The sequence below is a fragment of the Carboxylicivirga taeanensis genome, from assembly GCF_051851475.1.
Lineage (GTDB): Bacteria > Bacteroidota > Bacteroidia > Bacteroidales > Marinilabiliaceae > Carboxylicivirga > Carboxylicivirga taeanensis.
On record NZ_JBPUSJ010000003.1, the window covers coordinates 316104 to 328817 of the forward strand.

Below are 12714 nucleotides of genomic sequence, written 5' to 3' on the forward strand. Positions count from 1 at the left end.
TAGAGGTGGCATTCATTAGCGAACGTATCATCACCAAGAGATAATTAGATAGCTCATCTACAGTAGTTAAGCAAGATTATCGGGTATACTTCAATAGAAAAATGAATGAGTGAACCGGAGGGCTCCAGAATAGTAGTTGGTGCCTCAACCAACGACACCGGACTAAGGACCTTTTTAGTGAGAAAGAATAATTAACCAGGAAATTAATTAGTAAAAAGGCTGTCCGCATTAACCACGAACAGCCTTTTGTATATCTACCACTTGCCACGCAAGTTTACTTTCAGAATTTTCGCTGTTTGCGCACCATAACCGCTGCTCCCACTATTAATAGTAATATAATAATGGAGCTAATGATGGCAATGGTTTGTCCAATTGCAAACGACTGCGGCTTAAATCGGAACTCAATATCATGCTCGCCAGCCGGAATCATTAGGCCACGCAGAATATAGTTGGTGCGGATGATATCGGCTTCCTTCCCATCAATATAGGCTTTCCAACCCTTATCGTAATAAACATCGCTAAAAACCGCTAATTGCTCCTGGGGTGCATTGGATTCAAAAATCAGATAGTCGGGCGCATAGTGAGTCAGTTCAATGCGTCCCATTACTGAGTCGGTAGAATAGCCCTGAACCTTATCGATGAATCGCTTCTCCACCACAGCGGTCGTTTGCAAATTGGTCGTTCCAAGAGCAGCGATCTCCTCATCCGGATTGGCCACTTCCTTCACTCCTTTCACAAACCAGGCATTGCCCATGTAGTTAGGATTGAAGATAGGTGCAGCATTAGCACTGTAGATGATGTATTTCGTATTCATCATATTGAGCACCGGCATATTCTCCATGGCCACTTCCAAATCGCCAGGTGTTTGAGCCGTTTGCATTACCTGAATGAGCTGTTGCCAGTCGTTCATCAGGTAATGATCCACCACATCCTGATAACGGCGCAACTTAGCTCCGTGGAAACCTCCAACCGACTTGTGCCAATACGGCGTAAAACCATCTTTAAACGGATCGCGGTTAATAGGCAAAACGCGGAAGTAATCATCCGTATCTCGTAAAATGGCCTGATCTGCTTTTGTTTGCGCCAGCTCCTGACGAGCCTTCGATTTACTAACAAAATCATCGTTGTTAAGGTAACGTTTTGAAACACCCCACACGTCGATGAAGATGATCAAAGCCAAGCCCCAAATTACATAGCGTTTCTGCAGTTTGCCCTGCAGGTAAAACCAGATAGAACCTGACCCCAACAGTATGAATGCAAAGCTACGCCATGCATCGGAAGTAAATAATACCTTGCGGGCAGCAATCAGGTTAGACTCCAGCAACTGATACATCTGTGCCTGTTCGCCCCCTTGCTGTATTTGTGCTCCAAACTGTTGCGCTTCCATTGGCGACAGAAAATGATAGATGTTGAATGCCGTAGGAAACAAGGCAAACAGCAAGCTGACACCTCCTGTTAGCGCAAATGCTATGGCAAACCATTTGCTGTCTTTCTTAACCACATCGGGCTGCTCAATAATGGTTTTTAAGCCCAGGAAGCCGAGCACCGGCATCGCCATTGAAGCCAATACCAAAGCCATCTCTACCGTTCTAAATTTATTGTATAACGGGAAGTTATAGAACATGAAGTAGTTGAACCATTCCAGGTTCTTACCCCAGGCAAGCATTATTGAAAATACCGTGATACCAATTAACCACCAGCGCTCCTTTCCTTTGTAGTAAAAGGCACCAATAAAGAAAAGGAAACAAATTAAAGCACCTACATACACAGGCCCACTGGTAAAAATACGGCCTCCCCAATACTGGCTCGATTGCCCAACATACTCCTTTAAACGAGGATCCACGTGTTGCATGGCCTCGTCAGAATTAGCAATGGCTTCGGAAGCCCCACCAACAATATTTGGGATTAACAGGGTTAAAGTTTCGTGCTTGCCGTAACTCCAGCTAAAGGCATAATCCACATCCAGTCCTGAATGCTCCTTTTGCCCCTCTTTGGGGGTAAGTTCAGAAGCTCCACGAATGGAGTATTTACCATACTCAGCTGTGGTCCACAAGTTGGTAATATTGGGCAGAACCGCCAGCATAGCAGCCACCACAAGCAGGCCTGTAGTACTGGCAAAGGGTTTTAATGCCTTCTCTTTTATGGCATAGACCAAGCGTGAAATCACAATAAAGCCCACCATGAATGCCAGGTAATAGGTGATCTGTACATGATTATAGGCAATCTCCATCCCTAAGGCTACAGCTGTTATAACCGCTCCCACAAAGCGGTTCCGGTTATAGGCATAGAGCACACCGGCCACCACCGGCGCCATCAGTGCAATGGCATAGGTTTTGGTAATGTGCCCGGCTATTATAATAATGAGGTTATAAGATCCAAAAGCAAAGGCGATGGCCCCGATAACACTCAGCCAATGATCCACTTTCATGCTCAGCAGTAAAAGGTAAAAGCCCAGCATGTATAGGAACACAATGGCCACCGTTTCGTATGGTAAACCCAATCGGGTGAAACGATTAAAGTAACTAAAAATATTCTTTGATGAATCGCCTTTAATCTGGTAGGCCGGCATTCCGCCAAACATGGAATTAGTCCACATGGCTTTTTCTCCAGTCTCTTTCTCGTAGTCGCTTAGCTCCTTTGACATGGCCTTGGCATGGGTATTATCCAGCTGCGGCAACTGTTTCCCTTCCAGCACCGGCGAGAAGTAAACAAAGCTTAAAACGATAAATAGCAGAACTGCGCCTAAATAAGGCAGATAGCCTTTCAATTTGTCGAACATGGTAGTGTATTTATATTTTGCATGTGAAAATACGTAATGTAATTGGAATAGAAAAAGCGAATAACAGTAAGCTGCTGGCTATTGGCATTTCCCTTACCTTTGCATGAAATCAATTGTTATGCTCGAAGTTATTTATCAAGACCAATACCTGGTGGCCATTAATAAACCGCACGGCCTGCTGGTGCACCGCAGCTCCATCGCTGCCGATGTTCAGGAATTTGCCCTGCAACTGGTGCGCGACCAGATTGGCAAAACGGTGTACCCGGTACATCGGCTGGACCGCAAGACTTCGGGTGTATTGGTGTTTGCTTTAAACAGTCGGGTAGCAGCCAAACTAAAAGTCATCTTTGAGGACCCAAGTACCCAGAAGACCTACATAGCCATTGTACGCGGTTACTTTCCCGATGTCATTGAATTGGATTACCCCTTAACCAGCGACCGTGGCAAAACGCAGGAGGCCATTACGCATTTTAAAACATTAAAAAGGAGCGAACTGCCTGTCCCCTTTGGAAAGTTTAACACTTCCCGCTACTCCCTCATTGAAGCGTACCCTAAAACAGGTCGTATGCACCAGATACGCAAGCATCTCAACCATTTGCGTCACCCCATTATTGGCGACCGCCCCCATGGCTGCAACAAGCAGAACCGCCTGTTCAAAGAGCGCTGGCACATGACCACCATGCTGTTACATGCCAGGCAACTGGAACTGGTGCATCCGGTAACTAAGGAACCATTGGTATTAAAAGCTGCCCCTTTTGAGGTATTCACTTGCATGCAGGAGGTACTGGAGCTAAGCAATTGATGTGTACTCCTCCAAGGTTACTTTCTTGAACCGAATATACAATGCCTATGCTGCTATTATTATTCTTTAATCAGTATCTTACAGCACTGTCAGGCTAAACTGGGTGAAAAATGAAAGAAGATAATAAACTGCTGCATTACTTTAGGAAATGGACAGATATAGCGACCGAAAACGAAGCCATTATTCTATCAGCCTTCGAGCCTGTTACAATTAAGAAGAAAAAAGACCTTCTGGTTGCAGGACAAGTATGTGGCTATTTATACTTCATCACCAAAGGGTGTTTGCGATCTTATTATATTGACACCAAAGGCAATGATCACATTTACCAGATCCGAATGGATAATAACTGGATTAGTGATTTGGATAGCTTCTACTCACAAAGTCCTTCAAAGTATAACATTGAAGCCCTTGAAGATACTCAACTGCTCAGAATTTCGCGTCAACGAATGGACCAACTGCTTATTGAGATCCCCAGCCTAGAAAGGTATTTTCGTATTCTGTTTCAGAAAGCCTACATCAACGCCTTAAACCGGCTGAATGCCACCATGTGGGAAACGGCCATGGACAGGTACAACAACATGCTTAAGGAGCACCCCGAAGTGTTTCAGCGCGTGCCTCTGGTTTACATCGCATCCTACCTCGGCATTACCCCTGAAAGCCTCAGCAGAATCAGAAAACAGAAATAACTGTACGGAATTCGGGTCAACTGCTTAACCTGGATCAATTCAATTTCTTATCATAGATCAAGGGCATAAGCCTTTGGGTCCCACTATTTTTGTATCGTCAATAATCATTAAAAATAATTTAAAATTATACGATATGAAAATGATGAAATTAGTTGGCGTGCTATTCATAGCAAGTACACTGTCGGCCTTGGCCCAGAAACAAGTCATCAACGCGAGTCAATCCCTTGTTAAATGGACCGGAAATAAAATTGGCGGCTCGCACAACGGCGAAATCCAGATCACGAGCGGCTATTTCGAGCTCAGCAATGGAAGCATCGTTAGTGGTGAAGTCGTAATGGATATGAACACCCTATCCAACCTGGACCTTGAAGATGAAGGATACAATCAAAAGCTCATAGCGCATTTAAAATCGGATGATTTCTTTGGCGTTGAGCACTATCCAACAGCCACATTTAAGGTCACCAAAGGCAGTCCGTTTAAAAATGGAACAGCCACTCTAACAGGCATTCTTACCATCAAAGGTAAATCGGAAAACATCTCCTTTGACGTTAGTAAGAAGGAAGATGCCCTACTTGCCAAGGTAAAGGTAGACCGGTCTATATACAATGTGCGTTACGGTTCCAATTCCTTCTTTGATAACCTCGGAGATAAGGCAATTGATGACATCTTTTTACTTGACATTCAAATCGTTTTTTAATACACTGCTACTACCTGTATTGGTGCAGCTATTCGAATACAAGTAAAGCCAGAAGCCACTACAAATGGACAGAAATACATTTATAAAGTCATTTTTAACAACTGCATCCGGACTAGTTATCGGTACAAAACTGAATGCGATGACAATGATGAAAGACTTCATAGAGAACACACCCAAAATGCCAGTCCTCTTCTTAGGGCATGGCAGCCCGATGAACGCCATTGAGGAAAATGAGTTTGTGCAAGGCTTTCGTAGTATTTCTTCGGAGATAGCCACACCCAAAGCCATTATTGTTATCTCTGCCCACTGGGAAACAATTGGCACACAGGTAACCGCCATGCAGCAGCCTGCTACCATCCACGATTTTGGGGGTTTCCCGGAGGCGCTGTATCAGATTCAGTACCCGGCGCCCGGCATGCCACAACTGGCCAAAGAGGTTAGAAACATGGCCCGGAGCACAGAGGTGTCTCTGGATGAAAAATGGGGCTTAGACCATGGCGCATGGACAGTTATCCGGCACATGTATCCAAAAGCTGATATTCCCGTGATACAGCTGAGTCTCGATTATCATAAAACGCCACAACAACATTACGAATTAGCCAAAGAGCTTTATCAGCTGCGGCAAAAAGGCATCTTAATTGTGGGAAGCGGAAATCTGGTGCATAACCTTCGACTGGTGCACTGGCAAAAGCTAAACGAGAATTTTGGGTATGATTGGGCCACTGAAGCTAATGAAAAGATGAAGTCACTGATTTTAAAGGGCAACCATCCGGACTTGATTAATTACTCCAAGCAAGGGAAAGCCTTCGAGTTAGCCATTCCTACGCCGGAGCATTATTTGCCATTGCTATACACGCTTGCATTGCAAGATAAAAAGGATACAGTAAAACTCTTCAATGATGAGGCCGTGGCCGGTTCATTAACCATGACCTCGGTTCATATCGGCTAATAATCAAAAAATGAGCAGTACAATTTAAAAACTTGATATATGAAAATAGGTATTACAGGCGCAACAGGCCAGCTAGGAAAACTGGTTGTTGAACAACTTAAAGGAAAAGTAGGAAACGATAGTGTGGTTGCATTGGTGCGCAGCCCCGAAAAGGCAAAAGAATTAGGTGTTAAAGTACGGCCTTTCGACTATGATCAACCAGAGGGCTTGGCAGACCAGCTAAATGGGATTGACCGGCTGCTGCTTATCTCCGCCAACGAAATAGGCCAACGTGCCAGACAGCATAACAACGTTATTGAAGCCGCCAAAACTGCAGGCGTTAAATGGATCGTTTACACCAGCTTATTGCATGTCGATTCATCCACCCTCAGTTTGGCGGGTGAACATCAGGAGACAGAACGTTTATTGAAAGCATCGGGTATTGACTACACCTTGCTCCGAAACGGATGGTATACTGAAAATTATACCGGCTCCATTGGCGGTGCATTGGCCGGTGGCGCCTTTATTGGCAGTGCGGGTTCAGGAAAAATCGCTTCGGCAGCAAGGGCCGACTATGCCGAAGCAGCTGCGGTGGTCTTGTCAGACGAAAGCTATAAAGGAAAAGTGTTTGAGCTGGCTGGTGATGCAGCTTACACCTTGGATGATCTGGCGGCTGAGCTAACCAAACAGTCGGGTCAAACCATCCCATACAAGAATCTTCCGGAAGCGGAATATGCTAAAATATTGGAGAGCTTTAATATTCCTAAAGGTTTTGCCGAGGCGATTGCCAGTTGGGATGTAAGCGCTTCAAAAGGTGACTTATTCGACAACTCACAACAATTATCGAAGCTGATTGGCCGACCAACCACCCCCATGGCGGCTTCTGTGCAGGCGGCCTTATAATTAATGCTGGGATTAAGTTATTTTTCGGTTTAATATCTTCATCAGGATATTAAGCCGAATTTTATGCCAATTAATAATACCGCCTGATTAAATCGCGTGTTTTACGCACGCCTTCGTATTCGGAAAGAGCATTGTTTGGATCTTCAAACTCAATGCCAATGTACCCATCAAACTCATAAGCATGAATGATGTCGAAAATCTGTTTAAAATCGGTGTTGATATCCTCTCCTTTTTCATCGAAAGCAACGCCTTTGGCGCTCACACCATAAGCATAAGGCATTAAATCTTTCAGGCCCTGATAGCGATCGTAAGTATCGAAGTTACCAAAATCAGGCAAGGCTCTGCAATTCGGCAAATTTACACGCTGCAGTACCTCTGCCAGCCACCGGCCATTGGTGGACGGGGCAGAGAGACTCCAGCCCCGACCTGGAATCATCATGCCATGGTTTTCCAACACAATGGTGATATCGTCCGCTTTGGCAAAAGCACTTAACTCATTTAAGGATTGAACCAATGCATCCTGCACAGCATTTAAATCGCCCAGTCCGTTCCCATTCACACGTATGGCCTTACAGCCGAGGTAAGCAGCGGCTTTCACCCATTTTTTGTGATTGTCAACCGCTTTCCGTCGTTCTACTTCCGATGTATCACCCAACTCGCCTTCGGCATCCACCATTATCAGTAGGTTAGTCACCCCATGTAACTGGCAGCTGTCTTTCATCTGATCAAGGTAGTCGAAATCCTCCGCCTTATCCTGAAAAAATTGCGACACGTATTCAATATGATGCAGGTTGAAACTATCCCTTACAATTCGCGGAAAATCAAGATGATCAATGGCACTACTCTTTAAGGCCCGGTGTAACGACCATTCGGCAACCGAAATTTTCTCATGAGAACGGGACATATCTGATTTTGTTTTTGAGGATTGACAAGCCATTGTAAGCGCCAGAATAAAAAGGATATAGCTAACAGGTTTCATGGTAAATAAATTGGTTCTTAGTAACTAAGCAGCCGAATTTACTAAAAAATGAGTTAAGAGTCTGGCACAAAAAAGCCCGATTGAATCATCAACCGGGCGATATCATAGAAGCAGGTAGCATTTACTACCTTCTGCCTGAGCTCCTTCGTACTTGTTTACAAGTTTTTGAATGCCTCGCGCATACTTACTTTTTTACCAATTATACCCTGTAGATCAGTAATTTTTACACGCTCTTGTGCCATGGTGTCGCGGTAACGGATGGTTACAGTATCATCCTCCAACGACTGGTGATCAACAGTTACACAGAAAGGTGTTCCAATGGCATCCTGACGACGGTAACGCTTTCCGATACTGTCTTTCTCATCGTACTGACAGTTGAAATCGAACTTCAACTCGTCGATGATGGCACGGGCTTTTTCTGGCAGTCCGTCTTTTTTCACCAATGGCAACACCGCTAATTTAACTGGTGCTAACACTGGCGGCAAGTTCAATACCACACGTGTTTCTTTCTTTCCATCTTTGCCTTCTACTTCCTCTTCGTTGTAGGCTCCGGCCATAATGCTCAGGAACATGCGATCCACACCGATGGATGTCTCCACCACATAAGGCACGTAGCTCTTGTTTAACTCCGGATCGAAGTATTGAATTTTCTTACCCGAAAACTCCTGGTGCTGCGACAAGTCAAAGTCGGTACGCGAGTGGATCCCTTCCACCTCTTTAAAGCCGAATGGCATTTTAAACTCGATATCGGTAGCTGCATTGGCATAGTGGGCCAGCTTTTCATGGTCGTGGTAACGGTACTTTTCTTCGCCCATACCAAGCGACTTATGCCACTTTAAACGGGCCTCTTTCCAGTACTCGAACCATTTCATCTCTTCACCCGGACGCACAAAGAATTGCATCTCCATCTGTTCAAACTCGCGCATGCGGAAGATGAACTGACGGGCAACAATCTCGTTACGGAAAGCTTTACCAATTTGTGCAATACCAAACGGCAGTTTCATCCGACCGGTTTTCTGCACATTGAGGTAGTTAACAAAAATTCCTTGAGCCGTCTCAGGGCGCAAATAAATTTTTTGTGCCCCATCGGCTGTAGAGCCCATTTCGGTGGCAAACATCAGGTTGAACTGGCGGACATCCGTCCAGTTTTTAGTACCTGAAATAGGACAGGCAATTTCATAATCGACAATGATCTGACGCAAATCTTCCAGATCATTCTCATTTAAAGCCTTGGCAAAGCGAGCGTGTACCTCATCAATTTTTTGCTGATTGGCCAACACCCGTGGATTCGTCTCCCGAAACTGAGCTTCATCAAAGGCATCACCAAAACGCTTTTTGGCTTTAGCGACCTCTTTATTAATCTTTTCTTCAAATTTCTGAATCAAATCCTCCACCAGCACATCGGCTCGGTAGCGTTTTTTCGAATCTTTATTATCAATCAAAGGATCGTTAAAGGCATCCACGTGCCCCGAAGCCTTCCAGGTGGTTGGGTGCATAAAAATAGCTGAGTCAATCCCCACTACATTCTCGTGCAGCAACACCATGGCATCCCACCAGTATTTTTTGATGTTGTTTTTTAGCTCCACACCATTTTGCGCATAATCATACACAGCGCCTAATCCATCATAGATTTCGCTTGATTGAAAAACAAAACCGTACTCTTTACAGTGAGCAACCAGCTTCTTAAAAACGTCCTCTTGTGCCATATTCTATTGTTATGATTTTTAATCAGAAGCACAAAAATAGTTGAAATTTGATAAGTAGGGAAGTTTAGTGCCTACGATCTTTTCAATTATAGCATTTTAGGCTTGCTGGCTCCAACAATCAAAGTTAACTCATTAAAAAAAGCCACCTCAAAAGAGATGGCTTTATAGCGTATTGCTTCGATAATGGCTTTTCGTTTTGCCGGCGCTTTAGAACTTGAAGCTCAATCCGCCTAATACTAAACCTGGGATTTCATCCATGTAGGCGAATTCGCGATCTTTCATGTTCAGGATATTTCGCCCGTTTACATAGAACGTAAGGTTGTCGCTGGCTTTGTAACTCACCTTAGCATTTAACAGAAACTTACCGTTGATGGTTTCTGTACTATACTGGCCCTCATAAGTTTGCTCACCATAGAAATAGGCCTGTGGGAATATTTCCAGCTTTTTGCAAGGACGATAAGTTAATGAAAAGCCTCCAAAATAAGATGGAGTAGCTTTGTGCTCGTAATCATCCTCTGTCTCAAGAGGCCAGGACGAAGACTCACCTTTAACTACTGCAGGAATGTCTTCCGGACTAATTTGCCCACTTGCCAATTGCGTGCCCAAATCTGTTAATGCGTTTAGTGTGGCATCAACGGCTAGGTGACCAATTAGCTCATTCCGGTTGTAAGGCATGTAGTTATCAAGTTTTGTTTGCTGAACTGTTAAGTAACCATGTGCTACCAACTTTTCAGAAACTACCCAATCAATATTTATACTCGCACCAAATTGCTTCGATTTCATGGATAAATTCGCATATCGAACGTTTACCGAATCGGGCGCGGCAATTGGCATTGTTTCACCAGTTGAGTCGCCAATAACATCCAATGCATTGTATATGTTAACATCGCTATAAACAGGGAGTAAAGCTCCAAAACCCTCTGAGATATTGTAGAAGGCCTCAATATCGACCAATAAGCTTTTGGATGGACGGGTGCGATAACCCAGCTCAAACATATCCATGGTTTTTAAATCGTGATCGCGATTCCCATCGAACTGCATAACACGTGGATGAGGCAGATTGACGATGTTCCAGGTGTAGTTGGAGTAGGTGTTAACTAAAAAGCTGGACTGATTTGCTCTGGAATAAACCGCTCTAATAATTCTATTATCATCAAATTTATAGGAGCCAACCAACTGCCAGGAAGCATATACATCATCTGGCTGATTGTATTTCTCAGCTCTCAGAGCGGCTACCAATCGGAGCTTATCAAAGGGGCGATAATCAAAGCGGGCACTCCCGGCTACAATATTAATTGTTTGCTTCTTATTTAAGTAGCCGTTACCCAACTTGGCAATGTGTTTAGAATCGTCATATGACATGGACTGATAGCTCACACCCGGACGTACATTCACTTTTCCAAGGTTCCAGTCATATTCAGCCTGAATATTAAACTGCTCATTATCGAGCTCAAAGCCTTCATTACCCATCATGTAATCGATGGTTCCTCCATTATAGTTGGCTTGCAGGTTGAGGCCCTTATGGTTGGCTCGTACATCCACATACGATGTAGATGCTTCTTTGGTTGTATAAGGCGTTGGCACATCGCCCATGCTCGATGTGATAGCCTGCGACTGCTGGTGCCCTGCCATGATGTTAATGGTAGTATGTTCACCCGGCATAAAATCTAAATAGGCATTAACGCCTTTGCGTTCTTTTGCCAATTCAGGATTTGGAAACGATTTAAAGACATCATAACGTTGGTCCTTCACATCATAAGGAGGCCATACGGGCAATGTTCCGTTCATCAGGCGGTCAATTTCACCAACTGAAAAGTAACCTGGTTCAACTGGCTTGCCATCTAATGTATATTGCGAATTATCGCGATCGTAAATCAAAAGCTCTTCGCGTTCGCGATCCCTGGTTTCAAAATTACCGGTGATTCCCAGGCTCCATTTCTCATTTATTTTCTCACGGAAGGCGATGTCTCCAATGAGTGTATTTAAATTACCAGCCTGCACGTTTCCACTCAGCATGGGTGAATCATCTGTAATATCTTGAGTGATAATATTGATAACCCCAGATAACGCATTAGGACCATAAAGGGCACTGGCCGGACCGCGCACCACTTCAATGCGGTCAATATCTTCAAAGCTCACCGGTAAGGTTTCCCAAAGGGTTCCACCATGCGAATAGTTAAATACCGGACGCCCGTTAATCATCACCAGGGTATTCATGTTTTCAGAATATAAGAGCATGTTTTTTGCAGGCAGATTGTCGTTGCCCCGAATATGAACATCGAAATTACCATTGGTTTTTTCGCGCACAATTAAGCCCGGCACGAGTCGCAAAGCTTCCTCAATAGATGTAGCTCCTGAAGCAAGCATCTGGTCGTGCGACAGCACCGTTGTTGATAAAGGAGAGTCAAACAGGCTTTCCTCTGCTTTAGAAGCAGACGTTACATCTTTGTTCAACAATAATTCGTATAACTCCTCTAAGGAGGATACCCCAACCGCATCAATCGCTGCCATTAAGTCTTCAAGAGACAAGGCACTGAGTTCTTCGGTTGTCATGGATAGGACTTTCTCTTTTGTGAGAGTGGTGTTTTCACCTTCCTGCGCCAACATATTTAAGCTTAACAACAGTGAAAACAATATGGAAATAATAGACTTTGTTCTTAACATTTCTACGACTTTAATAGTTGTTGCTATTGGACTTCGATGCCCAAACTTATTATTTTCTGAGTAACTTTCAGGTCATGCTCAGCAATGGACGAGGGACTGATTTCATACCGCAGTTTCCCGTCAACGGTCACAAATGTAATGCCCGCTCCCTGCTTACATAATCCACTCTTATCGGCCACCAGTAAAACCGGCTTATTCTGTTGCTCGTAGCTAAGGGATTGCATCAGTGCACTTTTGGCGGTTCCCAAAAACACAATGTGAGTATCGCTGATTTCTTTAACACTCCGGGCCTGAACAATCTTAATGCTTTTGTTCCCGGCCTTTTTAACCTTTGCAATCTTCTCAAGCTCAGCACTTACCTCATCATCACCCAGCACTGTAATAACCAGCTCGCTGCCTCCGGCGTCGGCCGGCCAGTCAATATTTTTGGTGAAGTTGTAAAGGAAAAGTGCTTTGAAAGTAGCGGTTTGCCCTTTCATCTCACTCGATAAAGCGCCTAAGCACAAGACGCACATTAACAAAATTGTTTTTCTCATGTTTGTTGTTTGTTATGCATGTATATCAATTTAA

The 12714-nt window shown here is 44.2% G+C and carries 10 protein-coding genes; 5 read left to right on the forward strand and 5 right to left on the reverse strand.

Annotation, left to right across the window (positions count from 1 at the left end):
- Positions 1-280: 280 nt before the first annotated feature.
- Positions 281-2779, reverse strand: a complete 2499-nt coding sequence (locus tag ACSX1H_RS06715; RefSeq protein WP_439183070.1) for a YfhO family protein — start codon at positions 2777-2779, stop codon at positions 281-283.
- 118 nt (positions 2780-2897) lie between these two features.
- Here ACSX1H_RS06715 and ACSX1H_RS06720 point away from each other — a divergent pair, with 118 nt between their 5' ends.
- The 5 genes from ACSX1H_RS06720 (at position 2898) to ACSX1H_RS06740 (ending at position 6795) form a co-directional block, all read left to right on the forward strand.
- Entirely contained in the window at positions 2898-3581 is a 684-nt protein-coding gene (locus ACSX1H_RS06720) for a pseudouridine synthase (RefSeq protein ID WP_439183071.1), read from the forward strand.
- Positions 3582-3691: 110 nt separating this feature from the next.
- A complete protein-coding gene (locus tag ACSX1H_RS06725; RefSeq protein WP_439183072.1) occupies positions 3692-4267 on the forward strand; it encodes a Crp/Fnr family transcriptional regulator in 576 nt (191 codons plus the stop codon).
- Between the two features lie 133 nt (positions 4268-4400).
- A complete protein-coding gene (locus ACSX1H_RS06730) occupies positions 4401-4964 on the forward strand; it encodes a YceI family protein (protein ID WP_439183073.1) in 564 nt (187 codons plus the stop codon).
- Positions 4965-5028: 64 nt separating this feature from the next.
- Positions 5029-5913, forward strand: a complete 885-nt coding sequence (gene ygiD / locus ACSX1H_RS06735; protein WP_439183074.1) for a 4,5-DOPA-extradiol-dioxygenase — start codon at positions 5029-5031, stop codon at positions 5911-5913.
- 39 nt (positions 5914-5952) lie between these two features.
- Complete coding sequence (locus ACSX1H_RS06740) at positions 5953-6795, forward strand: SDR family oxidoreductase (RefSeq protein WP_439183075.1); 843 nt, start codon at positions 5953-5955, stop codon at positions 6793-6795.
- A gap of 70 nt (positions 6796-6865) precedes the next feature.
- Here ACSX1H_RS06740 and ACSX1H_RS06745 read toward each other — a convergent pair whose 3' ends face one another.
- From ACSX1H_RS06745 to ACSX1H_RS06760, 4 genes are all read right to left on the reverse strand, one after another.
- Positions 6866-7774 (reverse strand): sugar phosphate isomerase/epimerase family protein, encoded by a 909-nt coding sequence (locus ACSX1H_RS06745; RefSeq protein WP_439183076.1) that lies wholly within the window; start codon positions 7772-7774, stop codon positions 6866-6868.
- A gap of 155 nt (positions 7775-7929) precedes the next feature.
- Complete coding sequence (locus ACSX1H_RS06750) at positions 7930-9480, reverse strand: glycine--tRNA ligase (protein ID WP_439183077.1); 1551 nt, start codon at positions 9478-9480, stop codon at positions 7930-7932.
- A gap of 207 nt (positions 9481-9687) precedes the next feature.
- Positions 9688-12144, reverse strand: a complete 2457-nt coding sequence (locus ACSX1H_RS06755) for a TonB-dependent receptor plug domain-containing protein (protein ID WP_439183078.1) — start codon at positions 12142-12144, stop codon at positions 9688-9690.
- Between the two features lie 23 nt (positions 12145-12167).
- Positions 12168-12680 (reverse strand): YfiR family protein, encoded by a 513-nt coding sequence (locus tag ACSX1H_RS06760; RefSeq protein WP_439183079.1) that lies wholly within the window; start codon positions 12678-12680, stop codon positions 12168-12170.
- Positions 12681-12714: the final 34 nt, after the last annotated feature.

What these genes read in the sequence shown, in the direction of transcription:
- ACSX1H_RS06715 (WP_439183070.1), bottom strand. Translation starts at nt 2,779, where the DNA reads ATGTTCGACAAATTGAAAGGCTATCTGCCTTATTTAGGCGCAGTTCTG.
- ACSX1H_RS06720 (WP_439183071.1), top strand. Translation starts at nt 2,898, where the DNA reads ATGCTCGAAGTTATTTATCAAGACCAATACCTGGTGGCCATTAATAAA.
- ACSX1H_RS06725 (WP_439183072.1), top strand. Translation starts at nt 3,692, where the DNA reads ATGAAAGAAGATAATAAACTGCTGCATTACTTTAGGAAATGGACAGAT.
- ACSX1H_RS06730 (WP_439183073.1), top strand. Translation starts at nt 4,401, where the DNA reads ATGAAAATGATGAAATTAGTTGGCGTGCTATTCATAGCAAGTACACTG.
- ygiD (WP_439183074.1), top strand. Translation starts at nt 5,029, where the DNA reads ATGGACAGAAATACATTTATAAAGTCATTTTTAACAACTGCATCCGGA.
- ACSX1H_RS06740 (WP_439183075.1), top strand. Translation starts at nt 5,953, where the DNA reads ATGAAAATAGGTATTACAGGCGCAACAGGCCAGCTAGGAAAACTGGTT.
- ACSX1H_RS06745 (WP_439183076.1), bottom strand. Translation starts at nt 7,774, where the DNA reads ATGAAACCTGTTAGCTATATCCTTTTTATTCTGGCGCTTACAATGGCT.
- ACSX1H_RS06750 (WP_439183077.1), bottom strand. Translation starts at nt 9,480, where the DNA reads ATGGCACAAGAGGACGTTTTTAAGAAGCTGGTTGCTCACTGTAAAGAG.
- ACSX1H_RS06755 (WP_439183078.1), bottom strand. Translation starts at nt 12,144, where the DNA reads ATGTTAAGAACAAAGTCTATTATTTCCATATTGTTTTCACTGTTGTTA.
- ACSX1H_RS06760 (WP_439183079.1), bottom strand. Translation starts at nt 12,680, where the DNA reads ATGAGAAAAACAATTTTGTTAATGTGCGTCTTGTGCTTAGGCGCTTTA.